This window comes from Aidingimonas lacisalsi, from assembly GCF_008079445.1.
Taxonomy (GTDB): Bacteria; Pseudomonadota; Gammaproteobacteria; order Pseudomonadales; family Halomonadaceae; genus Aidingimonas; species Aidingimonas lacisalsi.
Window position 1 is genome coordinate 359,829 of record NZ_VRYH01000005.1, and the last position, 18,535, is coordinate 378,363.

The 18,535-nt window shown below is 58.6% G+C and carries 15 protein-coding genes; 7 read left to right on the plus strand and 8 right to left on the minus strand.

What is annotated here, in order from left to right:
- Positions 1–176 precede the first annotated feature (176 nt).
- Positions 177–908: a FadR/GntR family transcriptional regulator gene (locus FVV99_RS13080; protein WP_148254551.1), complete on the minus strand. Its 732-nt coding sequence runs from the start codon at positions 906–908 to the stop codon at positions 177–179.
- Positions 909–1,181: 273 nt separating this feature from the next.
- Between FVV99_RS13080 and argE the strand changes: the two genes are divergently transcribed.
- On the plus strand, positions 1,182–2,345 hold the full coding sequence (gene argE, locus FVV99_RS13085; RefSeq protein WP_148254509.1) for an acetylornithine deacetylase: 1,164 nt from the start codon (positions 1,182–1,184) through the stop codon (positions 2,343–2,345).
- Positions 2,346–2,416: 71 nt separating this feature from the next.
- Positions 2,417–3,175 (plus strand): FadR/GntR family transcriptional regulator, encoded by a 759-nt coding sequence (locus FVV99_RS13090; protein ID WP_148254510.1) that lies wholly within the window; start codon positions 2,417–2,419, stop codon positions 3,173–3,175.
- Between the two features lie 25 nt (positions 3,176–3,200).
- On the opposite strand, the gene FVV99_RS13095 is transcribed toward FVV99_RS13090, so the two are convergent.
- The 7 genes from FVV99_RS13095 to FVV99_RS13125 all read right to left on the minus strand — a co-directional run bounded on the left by FVV99_RS13095 (position 3,201) and on the right by FVV99_RS13125 (position 13,137).
- Positions 3,201–4,130 (minus strand): DMT family transporter, encoded by a 930-nt coding sequence (locus FVV99_RS13095; RefSeq protein WP_148254511.1) that lies wholly within the window; start codon positions 4,128–4,130, stop codon positions 3,201–3,203.
- 1 nt (position 4,131) lies between these two features.
- A complete protein-coding gene (locus FVV99_RS13100; protein WP_148254512.1) occupies positions 4,132–5,937 on the minus strand; it encodes an IlvD/Edd family dehydratase in 1,806 nt (601 codons plus the stop codon).
- A gap of 260 nt (positions 5,938–6,197) precedes the next feature.
- Positions 6,198–7,943 carry an IlvD/Edd family dehydratase gene (locus FVV99_RS13105; protein ID WP_148254513.1) on the minus strand — a complete coding sequence of 582 codons (1,746 nt, stop codon included), beginning with the start codon at positions 7,941–7,943 and terminating at the stop codon, positions 6,198–6,200.
- 24 nt (positions 7,944–7,967) lie between these two features.
- Positions 7,968–8,984 (minus strand): L-arabinose ABC transporter permease AraH, encoded by a 1,017-nt coding sequence (gene araH / locus FVV99_RS13110; RefSeq protein WP_201745093.1) that lies wholly within the window; start codon positions 8,982–8,984, stop codon positions 7,968–7,970.
- 33 nt (positions 8,985–9,017) lie between these two features.
- Complete coding sequence (araG, locus tag FVV99_RS13115) at positions 9,018–10,511, minus strand: L-arabinose ABC transporter ATP-binding protein AraG (protein WP_148254514.1); 1,494 nt, start codon at positions 10,509–10,511, stop codon at positions 9,018–9,020.
- A 59-nt stretch (positions 10,512–10,570) separates the two neighbouring features.
- The gene (locus FVV99_RS13120) at positions 10,571–11,566 is read right to left on the minus strand and encodes an arabinose ABC transporter substrate-binding protein (protein ID WP_148254515.1); all 996 of its coding nucleotides are present in this window, start codon (positions 11,564–11,566) and stop codon (positions 10,571–10,573) included.
- A 299-nt stretch (positions 11,567–11,865) separates the two neighbouring features.
- The gene (locus tag FVV99_RS13125) at positions 11,866–13,137 is read right to left on the minus strand and encodes an aldose epimerase family protein (protein ID WP_236645403.1); all 1,272 of its coding nucleotides are present in this window, start codon (positions 13,135–13,137) and stop codon (positions 11,866–11,868) included.
- A 114-nt stretch (positions 13,138–13,251) separates the two neighbouring features.
- Between FVV99_RS13125 and FVV99_RS13130 the strand changes: the two genes are divergently transcribed.
- From FVV99_RS13130 to araD1, 5 genes are all read left to right on the plus strand, one after another.
- The gene (locus FVV99_RS13130; RefSeq protein WP_236645404.1) at positions 13,252–14,220 is read left to right on the plus strand and encodes a LysR family transcriptional regulator; all 969 of its coding nucleotides are present in this window, start codon (positions 13,252–13,254) and stop codon (positions 14,218–14,220) included.
- 118 nt (positions 14,221–14,338) lie between these two features.
- The gene (locus FVV99_RS13135; protein ID WP_148254516.1) at positions 14,339–15,358 is read left to right on the plus strand and encodes a TRAP transporter substrate-binding protein; all 1,020 of its coding nucleotides are present in this window, start codon (positions 14,339–14,341) and stop codon (positions 15,356–15,358) included.
- A 130-nt stretch (positions 15,359–15,488) separates the two neighbouring features.
- Complete coding sequence (locus FVV99_RS13140; RefSeq protein ID WP_236645409.1) at positions 15,489–16,007, plus strand: TRAP transporter small permease subunit; 519 nt, start codon at positions 15,489–15,491, stop codon at positions 16,005–16,007.
- Positions 16,007–17,308 (plus strand): TRAP transporter large permease, encoded by a 1,302-nt coding sequence (locus FVV99_RS13145; RefSeq protein ID WP_148254518.1) that lies wholly within the window; start codon positions 16,007–16,009, stop codon positions 17,306–17,308. Before FVV99_RS13140 ends, FVV99_RS13145 begins: the two co-directional genes overlap by 1 nt.
- Positions 17,309–17,339: 31 nt before the next feature.
- On the plus strand, positions 17,340–18,326 hold the full coding sequence (gene araD1, locus FVV99_RS13150; protein WP_148254519.1) for an AraD1 family protein: 987 nt from the start codon (positions 17,340–17,342) through the stop codon (positions 18,324–18,326).
- The last annotated feature ends 209 nt before the right edge of the window (positions 18,327–18,535 follow it).

An 18,535-nucleotide genomic window follows, 5' to 3' on the forward strand; every position in this document is an offset into this window, starting at 1 on the left:
GGAATCTCGTGAAGCAGTCACCGCATTATCTTGTCTTGTTCGGGTACTGCTGCCAGGCCGGCACGTGAACGTCACTCGCGTGACATGGCAGCACGTGCCTGATGGCCTATCTACGAAGCTAGCCGAGTTGTAAAAGTTGTCAATGAAAGTGGTTGAAACCAGCACTAAAGTCGCACTCAGCCCTGGAAAACTCGCCGGCGGGAATTGCCGAGATGTCGCTGCATGCAGCGCGCCGCCGCGTCGCCATCGCCCTCCATGATGCTCTCGTGAATATGCGTGTGCTCTTCCTGTACTTCCGGCAGGTGGTGCAGAGGGCGACGCAAACCCAGACCGCGCGCCAGGTTCTGGCCATACGTGATCGGTTGTTTCAGCGATAACAGGGTATCGGCGAAATAGCGATTATGAGTGGCTCGAGCAATCGCCAGGTGAAACCCGAAATCGGCATCCACGCCCAAGGCATTGTCACGGATACGTTGCTCGAGAAGAGCCAACGCCTTGTCGATCGCCAAGCGATCGTCATCCGTCGCATTGACCGCCGCCAAACGCGCCGACTCAGTTTCCACCGCCAGACGAAATTCAAAACAGCGCTGAATATCCGCCAAGCTTTCCAGCGGCGCAAAATCCAGCATGGCCCGGGTTGGACGACGACGTACGAAACTGCCCGCCCCCCGATGGGAGTCCACCAGTCCATCTTTACGCAATCGCGCCAATGCTTCTCGCACGATCGGCCGTGACACGCCGTGAGAGCGCGCCAACGCGTCCTCCGAAGGCAGCCGGTCCCCCTCCTCGAACTCCCGTTTGATAATGCGATCGATGATATCGCCGTAGACACGATCACTCAGTTTGGTGGTCTGTCCCTTGACCCCTGATCGTCGTGGCATATCATCCCGGGATTCATGATTCACCATCACGCGCGACTCCTTCTGGACTGCCTATGCTCTACGCTAGGGCTCGTCTGAAAAGCCGACGAGCGAAGGTCAGACAAGGCAAAAATCAGCGAGAAAGCGGAGTTTACGAGTTGTAAATGAGCATTTTGAGCTGATTTTTAACGAAGTATGACCGAGCACAGGCACTTTTCAGACAGAGCCTAGCGCGCATTGCGATGAATCGCTAATCGCATCAATATCCCCGTCGAAGTCTGCCGTGGTACGGTAAGCGCAACGAGGGTCTGGAGCGAGCAAATGACAACCGCCAAGCACATGCTAGAGTCGCTAATCGGTTTTGCCACGGTATCGCGCGACTCCAACCTGGAGCTGATTCGATTCGTCGAACGATTTCTCGACGAACACGGGGTGCCGCATCAACGCATTGAAAACGATGACGGCAGCAAGTCCAACCTACTGGCACGTATCGGTCCCAAGCACGAAGGCGGCGTAGTGCTCTCGGGACATACCGATGTCGTACCTGTCGATGGCCAGCCCTGGAGCAGTGACCCTTTCACGCTCACCGACAAGGGCGATGGTCGCCTTTACGGTCGCGGTAGCTGCGACATGAAAGGCTTTATCGCCTGTGCCCTGGCACAGGTACCCGTGTGGGCCCGACAGGAACTCGATCGCCCCATCTTCCTGACACTCTCCTATGACGAGGAAGTCGGCTGTCTTGGTGCCCCACGCCTGATCGATCGGCTGATGGAAGATCAGCCCGCGCCCAGCACCGTCATCGTCGGTGAACCGACGTCAATGGCCCCCGTCGTCGCACAAAAGGGCATCACCAACCTACGCACCACCATCACGGGTCAGGAAGCGCATTCCAGCCAGGTCTATCAAGGGGTATCCGCGATTCACATTGCCGCACGCCTGGTCACCAAGATCGAAGACATCATGGGCGACTTGCGCGCCGAGGGACATGTCGATGAAGCCTTCAATGTCGCTCACTCCAGCCTGCATGTCGGCAAGATCCAGGGAGGAACGGCCATCAATATCATGGCGCGCGAATGCCATTTCGATTGGGAAATTCGCCACCTGCCTCAAGACAATGTGGAGGCATTGCTCGAACGGCTGACGGCGTTCGCCGATGAACTCCAGGCCGGGTTACGGCAACGTGCCCCGTCGATCAGGATCGATACCGAATTCCTTACCCGCACCGTACCGGCGCTGGCTGATCGCGACAACCAGGACGCATTGACGCTCTGTCACCAGCTACTGGGCCGGCGGCGCAACGAAGCCGTTGCCTACGCCACCGAAGCCGGTCAATTTCAGGCAGCCGGACTATCCACGATCATTTGTGGCCCGGGCAGTATTGCACAGGCACATCAACCTGACGAATATCTCGAACTCGAACAACTGGAGGCCGGTGAGCGTTTCATGGCACACCTGGGGGATACGCTGACAGCTAGCCGCGAGTAGGGCTATCAACATATTGCTCGTATGTTCAACATATGGCACTTTGAGGCAACATTTTCCCTGGAAGACAGACTGTGAAGGCAACCGCGTCCAAGCCATCGACTCGTCCCAGCATCGCCGAATACCTGGCCGAGACCATCTTTTCCGGACGCTATCAACCCGGCGACTTCGTACCCAAGGAGACCGATCTCGCCCAGCAGTTCGCTCTCAACCGTTCTGCCGTGCGGAGTGATCTGCGTCAGTTGGTGGATACCGGAATCATCGAACGCATTTCCGGCCACGGCTCCAAGGTCAGGGATTACGAATCCTGGAACATTCTCGACCCGGCAGTCACCGACTGGATGACGCGCTATGCTGCACCCAATCCGCGAATTCACCGTGAGATTCTGGCATTCCGCCTGGACGTCGAGCCCTATGTCGCCATGACTGCCGCCCGGCGCGCCAAGGCTCGCGACCTGGTCGCCATCGAGGAAGCCTTCGAAGGGATGGAACGAAATTTCTACGACGCCAGTTGTGCCGAAGAGCGTCGGCTGCACAACGACTACGATGTAGCGTTTCACGTTGCGATCTACAAGGCGACGCACAATATCGTCTGGTCACAGCTGTCACATATCCTGAAACCTTCGATCTATCTGTTGGTCTCGATGTCCAACGTCAGCGCAACCGACCCCGAAGACAGCCTGGAAAGACACCGTGAGGTCATGGAGTGCATACGCACCCGCCGCCCCAGAGATGCTTTCCTGGCCGCTCAGGCCGTACTCGACGGTACCGCCGACGCGCTGGGCATTGAGCCCGGTGGCAGCACATTGGGGCGAGATCTCGACCCACACTGACCTTGGCCGGCGGGCAGCGCAACGGTTACGACGTACCGGAGGAAGAGGGATCGAAAGCGGGATACCGGCGCTGCTCCAGCCGACGTTCATAGAGCCCTTTGACCGCCAGCGTTCCGATGACCAGTGCGCCCCCCACGAATGACAGGGGGGCCGGTCGTTCCCCCAGGATCCCCCAGACCCAGAGCGTGCCCACCACCACTTCCAGCAGCAGCAAGAGACCGACTTCCGCCGCCGGCAGATAGAGCGGACCACGCTGGATCAAGGTCACCCCCAACGGCACGATCACCAGACACAGCCCCACGACGACCAGCCAGCGCTCGATCGGCGGTAACGACACGCCGCCGGATGCCAGTTGGACGAACCCCGCGCCAACCGCCACGATCAATCCTGCGAAGGTCAACATGGGACTCATATCGACGCCGGGACGAGTCCGACACAGCGTGAAATTGATCGCCAGGGTAGACGCTGCCAACAGCGCAAAGGCGTTGCCCTGCCACGAACCGACACCACTATCGTCGAGGGCCACCAACACGATACCGATCACGCACAGTACGATAGCGACCCAGGTTCGCCGGGGGAGACGCTCCTTCAGGATGACCCATGACAAGCCGGCGGCAATCAGCGGCGCCCCCGACAGGATCATGAGCACATTGCCGCCCTTGGTATACTGATTGCCGAGCACGAAACCGCAGGTGGTCAAGCTGAACAACAGCGCCACGCCGATGCCGACCCAGCCACAACGACGATACGCCTGGATCGTTCCATTCCCATGTCGGGCCAGGACGATCAAGAAGAAGCCCAGTGCCGACAGCAGCCCCCGCCACATCAGAATGTCGGCATCGGGTAAGCCGGCAAGCTTTATCAACAGGGCATCCGGCGACATGACCAGCGCCCCGCCCCCTGTCAGCAAGAGTCCCTGCTGGCGATGGGACAACGCAGTGAACGACGCTCCCATGTCAGTGATTATCGCGCGGTAGACTACGGCGGGCCACGTCCTGGTACTTGGTCGCCGGTTCGAGCGTCATGCCGCGATCGAGCGGTTCGACCATGCTGCGCTGAATCTCCTGCCAGGGGGTCTGATGATCGGGATACTGATAGCCTCCCTGTGCCTCCAGACGTTGACGGCGTGCGTCGAGTTCAGCCTCGTCGATCAATACCCGAACCTCGCCACGTTCCAGATCGATGCGCAAGCGATCCCCGGTTTCGAGCAATGCCAGACCGCCGCCAGTCGCGGCTTCCGGTGAGGCATTGAGAATCGAAGGCGAACCGGATGTGCCCGACTGACGGCCATCGCCCAGGCATGGCAACGACTCGATACCCTGCCGGATCAAGGCTTCCGGCGGTTGCATGTTGACCACCTCGGCGCCACCAGGATGGCCGACCGGCCCGGCCCCTCGCATCACCAGGATCGTGTTCTCATCGATGGACAACGATGGATCATCGATCCGGGCGTGATAGTCTTCCGATCCATCGAAGACCGCTACCCGGCCCTCGAACGCATTCGGATCATCCGCATCGTTCAGGAAGCGCTGACGAAATTCGCGCGAGATGACGCTGGTTTTCATCAACGCGGAGTCGAACAGGTTGCCCTTGAGATTGAGAAAGCCGGCATGTTCGACCAGGGGATTGCCATAACGACGAATGACTTCGTCATCCGTCGTTTCGCTCCCTTGCACGTTAGCTGCCAAGGCCTGTCCGTTGACGGTCATGGCGTCACCGTTCAGACGTCCGGCGCTCAGCAGTTCATGAATCACAGCCGGCACGCCGCCGGCACGGTGAAACTCTTCGCCGAGATAGGCGCCTGCCGGCATCACATTGGCCAACAATGGAATCTCGTGACCGAGTCGCTGCCAGTCATCGTTGTCCAGCTCGACGCCGGCATGACGGGCGATGGCATTGACGTGAATCGGCGCATTCGAGGATCCCCCCAGTGCCGAGCAGACCACGATCGCGTTCTCGAAAGCGGCCCGGGTCAGGATGTCGGAGGGACGCAGATCCTCCCAGACCATGGCAACACTGCGTTCGCCCGTCTGGTAGGCGATCATGCTGCGCTCCTTGTACGGACCGGGAACCATCGCCGAGCCCGGCAAGCTCATCCCCAGCGTCTCGGCCATGGAATTCATGGTCGAAGCCGTTCCCATCGTGTTGCAGTGTCCCACCGAAGGCGCCGAATCCGTGGCACGCGACAGGAACTCATCGTAGTCGATATCTCCCGCCGCCAGGCGCTTGCGCAGCTCCCAAATAATAGTGCCGGACCCGACGCGCTCGCTACCGCGCCAGCCATTGAGCATCGGCCCTCCGGATAGCACGATAGCCGGGATGTTCACCGTCGCCGCCGCCATCAGACAGGCCGGTGTCGTCTTGTCGCATCCCGTGGTCAATACCACGCCATCCAGCGGGTAACCGTGCAGGACCTCCACCAGCCCCAGATACGCCAGGTTGCGGTCCAGTGCCGCCGTGGGTCGGCGCGCATTCTCATGAATGGGGTGCAAGGGGAATTCGAACGGTACGCCCCCCGCCGCGCGAATACCGTCCTTGACCCGCTTGACCAATTCGATGTGATGACGGTTGCACGGTGTCAGATCGGATCCGGATTGGGCGATACCAATGATCGGCTTACCGCTGGACAGTTCTTCCAGCGTCAATCCGTAGTTCATGTAACGCTCGATACATAACGCCGTCGTCGCAGGGTGTTCGGGATTGTCGAACCACCAGCGCGAGCGCAGTTGATCAGGGGTCACCAAGGGCTTCGAATCACTCATAACGTGCCTATTCTTGATCGCTGGATATTTGTGTGGGTCGCACCGCCCATCATGACTGACCGGCTCGACGCAGGAGGCCTTCGCCTCCCAGCCAGGCGAGAATACCAGATAACGCCGACACGACGGGATGATTGCCGGCCCAACCCGACAAGACACCAGCACTGCCCCTCACTGCATCAACGTCAGTTCGACGGCCAGACTCAGACCATCGAACCGATACGTCAACGGAGCCTGATCATCGAGCAGTGGCTGGTATGGGGTCAATGCGAGTGTCTGGGGACTTCAGCGCCTCGCTTGCCGATCAGGAAGTCGAAGTCGCAACCCTCGTCGGCCTGCAGTACATGCTCAATGTAGAGTTGGCGATACCCACCATCGCTGGCAATACGCCGAGATGTCGCGGTGGGATCGTCTTCCGCCAGGCGACGCGACAGTTCGTCATCGCCGATATCCAGGTGCAAGCGTCCAGACTCACAATCGAGTTCGATCCAGTCACCGTCGCGTACCGCGGCCAGCGGGCCGCCCGCCGCTGATTCCGGTGCCACATGCAGTACCACGGTGCCATAAGCCGTGCCACTCATGCGGGCATCGGATATGCGCACCATGTCGTTCACGCCCTGCTCCAGCAGCTTGGCGGGTAGCCCCATGTTGCCGACTTCCGCCATGCCGTGATAGCCGCGCGGACCGCAGTTTCGCATCACCAGGATACTGTCGGCATCGACATCCAGATCGGGGTCGTTGATGCGCGCCTTGTAGTGATCGAAATCGTCGAAGACGACCGCCCGACCGCGATGTTTCATCAATTCAGGGCTCGCCGCCGATGGCTTGAGCACAGCCCCACGCGGTGCGAGGTTACCATGCAGCACGCACATGCCACCGTCCTCGCGCAGCGGATTGTCGAGCGGACGAATCACCTCGTCATTGTAGATGGGTGCCTCTTTGACGTTCTCCCACAGCGACTGGCCGTTGACGGTCAAGGCCTGCTTGTGAGGTAACCGGTCGTCCTCGCCCAAGCGACGCAATACGGCAGGCAAACCGCCGGCATAATAGAACTCTTCCATCAGGAAACGACCCGAGGGCTGCAGATCGACGATGGTCGGCGTACCACGGCCGATACGGGTCCAATCATCGAGAGCAAGATCGACTCCGATACGCCCCGCGATCGCCTTGAGATGCACCACGGCATTGGTGGAGCCCCCGATCGCGGCATTGGTACGGATCGCATTTTCGAACGACTCGCGCGTCAACACCTTGGAGAGAGTAAGGTCTTCGTCGACCATGTCGACGATACGATTCCCCGACAAGTGCGCCATGACATAGCGTCGCGAATCCACCGCTGGTATCGCTGCATTATGGGGCAGCGACACCCCCAGGGATTCGGCCATGCAGGCCATGGTCGATGCCGTTCCCATGGTATTGCAGGTCCCGGCGGAACGCGACATGCCCGCTTCGGCGGCCATGAAGTCGTGCATCGAGATCTTGCCCGCCTTGACGTCTTCCGACAGCTGCCAGACGACGGTACCGGATCCGATGTCCTTGCCATGATGCTTGCCATTGAGCATCGGACCGCCAGTAACGACGATCGTCGGCAGATCGCAACTCGCCGCCCCCATCAATAATGCCGGCGTGGTCTTGTCGCACCCGACCAGTAGCACCACGGCATCGACCGGGTTGCCGCGGATCGACTCCTCGACATCCATGCTTGCCAGGTTGCGAGTGAACATGGCCGTCGGCCGCAGCAGGGATTCACCGTTGGAGAATACCGGAAATTCCACCGGATACCCGCCTGCTTCGAGCACCCCCTTCTTGACGTGTTCCGCCAATTTACGGAAGTGGGCGTTGCAGGGCGTCAACTCCGACCAGGTATTGCAGATGCCGATGATCGGCTTGCCCTGGAACTCGTGATCGGGAATCCCCTGATTCTTCATCCAACTGCGATACATGAATCCATTCTTGTCGGCAGTGCCGAACCACTCGGCACTGCGCAAGGGACGCTTGCGGTCGGTCATATAACGTTCTCCTGAAACAAACGATCAGGCACGCTGGCGGCGAGTCTGCTTCCAGCGGTCGAACATCACCGCCAGCAGTAGGATCGCGCCACGCACCAAGTACTGATAGAAAGTAGGGACGTTGAGCAGGCCCATGGCATTCTGCACGCACCCCATGATCATGACACCGACCAGCACGCCGGTAATGGTTGCGACACCCCCCGACAGGGCAACGCCCCCCAAGACACAGGCCGAAATCACGGCCAGTTCGAGTCCCATGGATGTATTCGGGTCACCAAGCCCCATGCGGGAAGCGAGCAGGACACCTGTCACGCCCGCCACGACACCCTGTAGACCAAACACGATGACCTTGAGTCGACGTACGTTGACCCCCGCCAGCGCGGCGGCCTCGCTATTGCCCCCGGTGGCCAGTACATTACGGCCGAATGCGGTGAGATTGAGCAGAATGCCGAAAATCACGAAACAGGCGATCATCGCCCATACGGGCAGAGTCAGGCCAAGGAAGGAGGCCCGGCCCAGTTCGAAGAACGCCGGCACGGTTACCATGACGGCGTCGCCGCCGGACGTGATATACGCCAGACCGCGCACGAACTCCATGGCTGCCAGGGTGGCAATCAGCGAATTGATGCCGAACTTGGCCACCACGAAACCATTGAACGCCCCCACGGCGCCCCCGGCGGCGACCCCGGCGAGCACACCGATGAAGACGCTGCCCACCGCGGAGGTGACGACAGCAGCCACAACGCCGGTGAAGGCAACGATCGAGGCCACCGAGAGATCCACTTCTCCCAGCGCCAGCACCATCATCATGGTGGTCGAAATCGTGCCGATCAGGGTCACCGACAACAGCAACCCCACCATATTGCGTCCTGTCAGGAAGTCAGGGATGAACACTGACAATGCAACGAACAGGATGACGAAAATGCCAATCAGACCCGACGTATCGAGCAGAGTCCGCAACGGCTTGGACAGTCCTTGCCGGCCGTCGGGCCGTGCTGGCGCCTCCATTTCATCATCTTGTGCTAATTTTTGTGTCGTCATGATCACACTCTCTTGAACAGTATCATTACGGGGTCAGGCAGGTAGGGCGAGACCGAGCAAGCGTTCGGGCGTCGCGGATTCGCGCGGCACGATGTCGATCAGACCACCGTCACGCATGACCCCGATGCGGTCGCAGATCGAGCTGACTTCAGCCAGATCGCTGGATATCACCACTACGCTCTTGCCTTGTTCCGCCAAGTCGTACAGCAGGGTGTAGATGTCACGTCGAGCACCTACGTCAATACCGCGAGTCGGCTCATCCATGACGAACAGATCGATGTCTTCGGACAGCCAACGCGCCAGGATGACCTTCTGCTGGTTGCCGCCGGACAGATTGCTGATCCGAGTCCGTGGCCCGGGCGTCTTGATACTCAAGCGGCGGATATATTCTTCGGTATTGGCCATCTCACGCTTGGGATTGCGCAGAATGCCAGCCCGTTTGAAGAAACGGCGGCAACTGATGTTGAGATTGTCCGCCACACTCGCGATGGGAAAGATGCCTTGTGATTTACGATCTTCCGGGCACATGGCAATACCGGCACGGATGGCATCCGAGGTACTTTTGAACATTCGCATCTCACCACCGAAGCGGACTTCGCCGGCTACGGGCGTTTCGACCCCGCATATCAGCCGCATCAACTCACTACGCCCAGCGCCCACGAGCCCGAACAGGCCAAGGACTTCACCACGATGAACGTCGAAACTCACCGGCGCACTGAGCCCCTTGCCTTCAATGGCATTGACATCCATCAAGACATTGCCTTGCTGACGCGGGCGGTAGCCATATACGTCATCGATGTCACGTCCGACCATTTCACTCACCAAGGTGTCATGATCGAGCGTCGTCAGACTGTCATGCGTGCGGATGTGCTGACCGTCACGGAATACCGTCACGGCATCGCACATTTCAAAGACTTCTTCCATCCGGTGTGTGACGTAAAGAACGACGCGTCCCTCGTCACGCAGACGTTTGATGATCTGCTTGAGTTGACGGGTTTCCTGTACCGACAGACTGCTGGTCGGCTCATCGAACGCGATCACTCGAGCATCACGCAGTAATGCCCGGCCGATCTCGATCATCTGCTGCTGGCCAATGGACAGGTCACGTACCTTGGTCAGCGGATGTATTTCCTCTTCTCCCAATTCCCGCAGGATGCGCCGCGCCGACTCCTGGAGACGGGAACGGTGGACAAAACCGCGTTTTTGAGGCAGCTGGCCTAGCAACAGATTTTCGGCCACCGTCATGTTCGGTGACAGGGTCAGTTCCTGATAGATGATGGCAATGCCCTGTCGAAGCGCTTCGCGTGCATTGGCAAACACATGGCGTTCACCATCGATCCACAATGCTCCCTCAGTGACACGGTTGACGCCACTGAGCACCTTGAGCAGCGTCGACTTGCCTGCCCCATTTTCGCCCATCAAGGCATGGACCTGCCCGGCATGGACACCAAAACTGATGTCGTCCAACGCACGCACACCGGGAAATTCAACGCTGATGCCATCGAAACGCAGATAAGGTTCACTCATGTTCGTACTCCGTATGCCCGCCAGGCAAACCGCCTGGCAGGCGCTGACGTCGCGGTGGCTTACAGTCCGAGCTCGTCCCGAACCTCTTCCCAGTTGTCGCGCGTCATGAGCGTGCCACTCGTTTCGGTATTGGCCGGCGGTTCCTCTCCTTCCGTAATCCAGCGATAGAGATTTTCCGCCGTTGCACGGCCATGCATGGTCGAGCTCACGGCAATGGTGCCGTGGAATCCTGTGGGCTCTTCACGGGAGAATTCGGCGAATGCTGCACCCGACCCATTGATACCGACGCCGATGACGTCGTCTTCGTCGATTCCGTACTGCTCGGTGGCCCGTACCCCGCCGAGCACACTCTCCTCGTTCAAGGCATAGATCACCCAGTGATCGTACTCATCACTCTCGGAAATCACCGGTGATGCGGCAGAAAAGGCGCTATTGGTATCGGTATTCTGTTGCGGAGCATCCAGGATATTGTCTTCGGGGAAACCGTTCTCGAGCAGTACATCGCTGGCGCCAGTCGTACGGTCCACGGCCGTAGGCAATTCTTCGTTGGTGATACGCAACGCGGCTACGCTCTCGGGATCCCAGCCCCGCGCCTCCATCTCGTCATGAATGGCCTCGCCGACCTGCTGACCGATCTTGTAACCGGACATGCCCAAGTGCGGTACGTCCTTCATGGGCTCGCCATCGGAGCCGACAAAGCGATCGTCCACCGTGATCACCTTCATGTCGTACTGCTCGGCCCGGTTCATGATCGCCGGCCCCAACCGCACATCCGGCGGACAGATCACGAAACCCTGGGCGCCCTGGGAGTAAAGGTTATCGATGGCGCTGAGTACCTCCTGACCATCTTCGCCTGCCAGTCTGACCACATCGAAACCGAGCTCCTCGCCTACCTCGGTGGCCGCCTCCTGCTCATTGATAAACCACGCTTGTTCGGGTTTCTTGACGATGAAACCGATCGTGACGTCTTCCTCTTCGGCCTGTACCTGACCGGCAGCGCTCAAGGCAATGGCGCTACCCAAGAGTAGCGGGGTAAATCGGGTTGTGAGTGACATATTCCTCTCCTTTATTCCCACGCAAAGGGATTTGTTGTTGTCGCCGCAGCGGTTATCGCGACCCGGTATCAACATACATCTCTCAAGATATAACCATCCAATAGCCAATTTGTCAGATATCGATATACTTTTATATATATCAAATCCGCAAGCGACCGAGATACGGTCTCCACCGTCCTGTCTCTGGCCTGCATGCTGCGACTAAAGTGTGGACTTCACGGCGACGAGCGCGTAACGCCCCGGCAAGACCGGGGCGTCGCTGGGTAGGGCAAAGGTGCATCGCTACGTCTGGGCGTCGACTACTCCGCCATATCGCGGGTCGAGAACACGTAACGTGTCTGACTACGGTAGGTCTCTCCCGGCGACAGTAGGGTCGAAGGAAAGCTGGATCGATTGGGCGAGTCGGGAAAATGCTGTGTTTCCAGCGCCAGGCCGGATCGATGGCCATAGACCGTGCCCGACTTTCCGGTCAAGGAGCCGTCCAGGAAATTTCCCGAGTAGAACTGGAGTCCCGGTTCACTGGTTCGAACTTCCATGACTCTGCCACTGTCAGGGGCGATCAGGCGGGCGGCGGTTACCAATTCGCCATCGTTGTCCCCTTCACGATCGAGCACGAAGTTGTGATCGTAACCGCCCCCTCTCGCCAACTGGTCGTTGTCGTCTTCGATTCGGGCACCGATAGGCGTGGGATCACGGAAATCGAAGGGGGTGCCTGCCACGGAGCGGATCTCCCCGGTCGGAATCAACCCCTCATCGACGGGCGTGTATGCCTCAGCGTTGATCATCAGACGATGATCGAGAATATCGTCGTCCTGAGTGTGTTCTCCGGTCACTCCATCGAGATTGAAGTAGCTATGCTGGGTCAGGTTCACCGGAGTGATGGCATCGGACGTGGCATGATAGTCAACGACCAGTTCATTATCGTCGGTCAGGGTATAGCGCACCCGGGCCTGCAATTTGCCTGGGTATCCTTGATCGCCATCGGGGCTGGTGAGCGACAGAATCAAGCCTACACCGCGCTCATCCTCTATCGGTTCAGCCTCCCACAAACGCTGATCAAACCCTTCATTGCCACCGTGTAGATGATTGTCGCCATCGTTGGTGGGCAGCGTATAGCGCTCATCGTCTATCGAGAACTCGCCATTGGCAATACGGTTGCCATAACGTCCGATCAGGGCACCGAAATAGGGATTGGCCTTGCGATACGTATCAGACAGATAGGCGTCGAGGGAGTCGAACCCCAGCACGACATCATCGAACGCCCCCGTCGCATCCGGCACACTGAGCGAGACGATGATCCCGCCGTATGGCGTCACCGACAGGCTCGCTCCATTCGCATTGGTCAGGGTATAGAGGGCTACCTCCCGGCCATCCTGCATGGTACCGAAGGTGCTCTGTTCGATAGTTCGATGGTGATTCATTCGGGAACCGTCCGCAGTTTGTTCATCCTCGGCGACAGCGACGCCGGCCATGAGCGGCAATGCAGTCAGAGTCGCCCACCCTAACCGACGCAGTGCGGACAGACCAAAGTGACCCATCGTTGCTCTGGTAAGCTCGTTGGTCTCGGTCATGTCATCTCCTTTGTTGTTCTCCAATGAAACCGATGCGAACCACGTTAGACAGGCCGTGACTTAACCGCTAATACTAGATGGCGCTACACTTCATATCGTTTTGGTTATCAATGTATGACACGACGCTCCACCATGGGCGAACTGCCGCCCGACTGGTTTCTCAAGGTAAGACTAAAGTTACGCCATCTGCAGTTGTTCCTGGCGTTGGATGACCATCGCAATCTGCACAGGGCCGCCACCAGTCTGGGTATGAGTCAACCGGCTGCGTCGAAACTACTCAGTGAGTTGGAAGAGCGCCTGGGAATCCAGTTATTCGAACGTCACTCGCGGGGAATCACGCCCAACTGGTATGGCGAAGTGGCTGTACGCCACGCCCACAATATCCTCTCCTCGCTACAGCAGACAGGCGAGGAACTCAATGCCCTGAGCGACGGCAATGCCGGAGTGGTATCCGTGGGTACGGTGATGGCACCGGCCGTCACACTGGTTGCCCAAACCCTGGAACGCGTTCACCGACGACTACCGGGGCTCAAGGTCAATGTCCACGTGGATGTCAGCCCCGCACTGATTCCGCGATTGCTCGAAGGGGAGTTCGACATGGTGATCTCACGCATCCCTGCCGGCTTCGACCCTGGGCATTTCGTCTTCGAAGAGATCGGGGAGGAAGCAATCCGTATCGTCTGCCGACGGGATCACCCCTTGGCCAACGAGACATCGCCGACGCTGGCCGAGATGACCACCTACCCTTGGTCGTTACAACCGCCCGGCGCATTGATGCGACAGCGCGTCGATCATTTGTTCATGGCTCACGACCTTTCGCCCCCGGCCAGGATCGTCAACACACCGGACATGATGGCATCGCTGGCTCAGGTTGCCGTCTCGGAGACGCTGGCGGTCGTCAGTCGTGAAGTCGCCGAGCTTCTCTGCGACCCCCAGCGATTTCATCTCCTCCCCACCGAAGAGTCACTCAACGTACAGCCCTATGGGCTTGTCACCTTGCGCAAGCAACGCCTTTCCCCCGGTGCCGCCGCCTTGAGCACCTTACTTCGCGAGAGCATCGAGGAAGAACGCGCGACGAAGTGACTTGGCCACCCCCACGACTAAAGTATATGTTGAACATAAATACCATATGTTCAACATAAGAGCGGCTCGACAACAATCCATCCTATTTCAACAACAACACACGCCTACGGAGAGAGTAATGATCAAGCTCAAGCACGGCCTCATCGCCACCAGTTCGGTGCTGTTGATTGGCATGTCAGCCGCTCAGGCCGCGGACTACGAATGGACTTTCCAGGCCTCGGAAACCTCGGGTGAACCCAGTTTCAAGATCAAGGAAGAGTGGGCGGACAAGATCGAAACCATGACGGATGGCCGCATCTCTATCGAAGTCATGCCCATTAATTCCGTGGTCGGCCCGACCGAAACACTGGATGCCGTCAGTGCCGGCATCCTCGATGGTCACATGACCGACCCCAGTTACTTTTCGGGCCAGGATCCTGCCTTCGGTATGCTGGGTAACCTGGTCGGCGCCTGGAGCGATCCCTATGACTTCCTTGAATACATGAAGCACGGTGGCGGCGAAGAACTCTATAACGAGTTGATCGAACCCTACGGTCTGCACAATATCTCCGCCGCCACCTTCCCGCTGGAGTCCATCCCGACGATCGAAAAGATCGAAACGATCGACGACTTCGAAGGCGTCAAGATTCGGGCACCACAGGGGATGGTCTACAACATCTTCGAGCGTATCGGCGCGTCGCCTGTCAACCTGCCGGGCTCTGAAGTCTTTACCGCCATGGAGAAAGGCACCATCGACGCCGCTGACTCCACGGTGCTGTCGAATAACGATGCCATGGGGCTGCATGACTTCGCGCAATACCCGCTCTATCCCGGCTTCCACTCCATGCCGATGATCGATGTCGCCATCAACAAGGAAACCTGGGACAGCCTGCCGGCAGAGTTACAAACGACGCTGGAAACCAGCTTCGATGCGATGGCCTACGACCTGATCGCGCGTCTCAAGGAGCAGGATCTCGAAACATTGCAGAAACTCAAGGAAGACCCGGACGTTGAGCCCATCGACCTCTCTGCCGAAGAGCGCCAGAAGTTCCGTGCCGCAGCGAAGAAAGAGTGGGCTGAGTGGGCCAAAGAGAATGAAATGACGCAGAAGATCTACGATTCCGCTACGTCCTTCCTGGAATCTCGCGGACTTCTCTGAAGCCTCGATCCACCCATCATCAAACCGTGCCCCACTCTGACATCGAGCAGAGTGGGGCCGGAGATTTCGTATGGCTGAACATTCACAACATACAAGCGACGTCACGGACGTTCTGGAGACTGTCGAAGACATGTCTCCCGAGCGCAATGGACTCGATCGACTCGTCTCGAAAGGAGCGCGAGTCGCTGCCTGGATCATCTTTCTGGCCATGGCCATCAGCGTCATCGAAGTTCTGCTTCGCTACGTCTTCAACTCGCCGACATCCTGGGTCCATGAGAGTGTCGTCTTTCTGGTCGCCGTCAGTTTCGCACTGGGGGGCCCGGCCGCGCTGGCCAGGAATAGCCACATCCGGGTCAAGGTGCTCTACGACAACGTCGGTCCTCGACTACGGCACTGGATGGACCGATTCAATGACCTGGTCATTCTGGCCTTCTGTCTGACCATGAGCTATGCCGCCTTTCACATGTTCTGGCGTGCCTCGCACAACCCCATGGGCGACTGGCAACTGGAACGTTCGGGAACCTCCTGGAACCCGCCGATTCCCGGCCTGATCAAGGGGGTCATTCTCTTTGCCTTGGTGTTGATGACCGTGCAAGCCCTGCTGCATTTCATCCAGTCACTGCGAGCCAGGCCCGAGGAAACACACTGATGGATATCTCAACCGCAACGCTGTTGATGGTGGGCGCCATTTTTGCCCTCCTGGTTACCGGTCTCCCCCTGGCCTTCATCACCGGCCTGGTAGCGATGTCGTTCACCTTCGGCTGGTTCGGTGTCGATGCGCTACCGCTGGTTACCAGCCGTGTCTACGGCTTCATTACCGAATATTCTCTGGTCGCCGTACCGATGTTCGTACTCATGGCATCGTTACTGGACCGCTCGGGTATCGCCAAAGACCTGTTCAATGCCATGCGAGTCTTCGCCGGTCGGTTGCCGGGTGGCGTAGCCGTACAGACGATCGTCGTGGCGTTCTTTCTGGCTGCCCTGTCGGGAATCATCGGTGGCGAGATCGTGCTGCTGGGAATTCTCGCGTTGCCGCAGATGCTGCGTCTGGGCTACGACAAGCACCTCTCGATCGGGGTGGTGTGTGCCGGCGGCGCGCTCGGCACAATGATGCCACCATCGATCGTGCTCATCATCTACGGCCTGATCGCCAGCGTCTCCATCGCCGATCTCTTCACCGCTGCAGTCACGCCAGCCGTGTTACTGATGGGATCCTACATAGCCTACGTGCTGGTTCGCTGCTTGAAAGATCCATCCAAGGGGCCACCTCTGTCGGAGTCGACCCGGGACAACCCGTTCGACAGCAAACTCGACGCCGTGAAAGCGATCCTGTTACCAGCGCTCATTGCCTTCATGGTACTCGGCACGATTTATGGCGGCATCGCCTCCGTCACCGAAGCCGCAGCCATGGGTGTCTTCGGCGTCATTCTGGCCATCCTGGTGCGACGGGAGTTTTCGCTTGCCATGATGCACCATAGCCTGGGTCAGACACTCAACACCTGTGGCATGATCATCTGGATCGGTATTGGTGCCGCCGCTCTGGTCGGCGTCTACAATCTGATGGGCGGCGACCGTTTCGTATCCGAGTTCATCCTTGGCATGGACGTCGCCCCCATCACCATCATTCTGGTCATGATGGCAATCATGTTGGTGCTGGGCCTGTTCCTGGACTGGATCGGCATTGCCATGCTGGCACTGCCGATCTTCCTGCCGATCGTGACACAACTCGGTTATGATCCCATCTGGTTCGGCATCCTGTTCGCGGTAAACATGCAGGTCTCGTTCCTGTCGCCGCCATTCGGGCCAGCCGCCTTCTATCTCAAGAGCGTCGCGCCCCCCGGTATTACCCTCAAGGATATCTACCTGTCGGTACTACCATTCATGGCTATCCAGCTCGTGATACTGACTATCCTGCTACTGTGGCCGACACTGGCAATATGGCCCCTATAATCCGCTACCCGTAGTCAAGAGAGACGATCATATGCGACTGATTCAATGCTTGTACCAACACCAACCACGCGCGGCGCTGGTTGAAGACAATGATCGTGTCCGGATGCTGGATACTGATACCTACCACCTGGCATCCCGAGCCATATCTAATGGCCGCCCACTAGCCGCGCTGGTCGAGTCGGCCCTGACCGATACCCGGCTCGACTACCAGACACTCATCGATGAAAAACGCTTGCTGCCTCCTCTGACTCACCCCGATCCAGCGCATTGCCTGGTAACCGGCACCGGATTGACCCACCTGGGCAGTGCCGATACCCGGGCCTCGATGCATGCGAAGGCACAAGCCGACGACAGTGAGTTGACCGATTCCATGCGTATGTTCAAATTGGGTGTGGAAGGCGGCAAACCAGAGCCGGGGAAGGTTGGCGCCCAACCCGAATGGTTCTACAAGGGTGACGGTGACTGCATCGTTGCACCGGAGGCCGACATACCTGTGCCCTCCTTCGCTCAGGATGCCGGTGAGGAACCCGAACTCGCGGGTCTTTATCTGATCGGTGAGGACGGAACGCCCTGGCGGGTTGGCTATGCACTCGGTAATGAATTCTCAGATCACGTTACCGAGCGCTATAATTACCTTTGGTTGGCCCATTCCAAACTGCGAGCCTGCAGCTTCGGGCCGGAGCTACTGATCGGTGAGCTTCCCGAGCATCTGGAAGGCACCAGCCGCATCGTTCGCGGTAACGCAATCCTGTGGGAGAAGCCGTTCCTGACCGGCGAAGCCAACATGGCACATAGCCTCGCCAACCTGGAATACCACCATTTCAAGTATGCGAATTTCCGCCGGCCAGGTGACGTCCACGTGCATTTTTTCGGCACAGCGACCTTGAGTTTTGCCGATGGAATCCAAACACAGGGGGGTGACCGCTTCGAGATCGTGTTGGACACGTTCGGACGACCACTACGTAATCCCCTTAACACTGACGATGCCCCTGATACTGTCACCCTACATTCACTTTAATGCCTGACGCTGTCCCTGACATTCAGGGAAACGACAAGCGCTATTTCAGGAGGTCAAGATGACACTCGAAGGAACCTCGCTCATCGGCCAACAATCCGTGGCCGGTAATGCAGCCAGCATCAACGCCATCAACCCCGCCACCGGCGAGACGCTGGAACCGACCTACGTCGGCGGCAGCAAGGCCGACGTCGAGCGGGCCTGTGAACTCG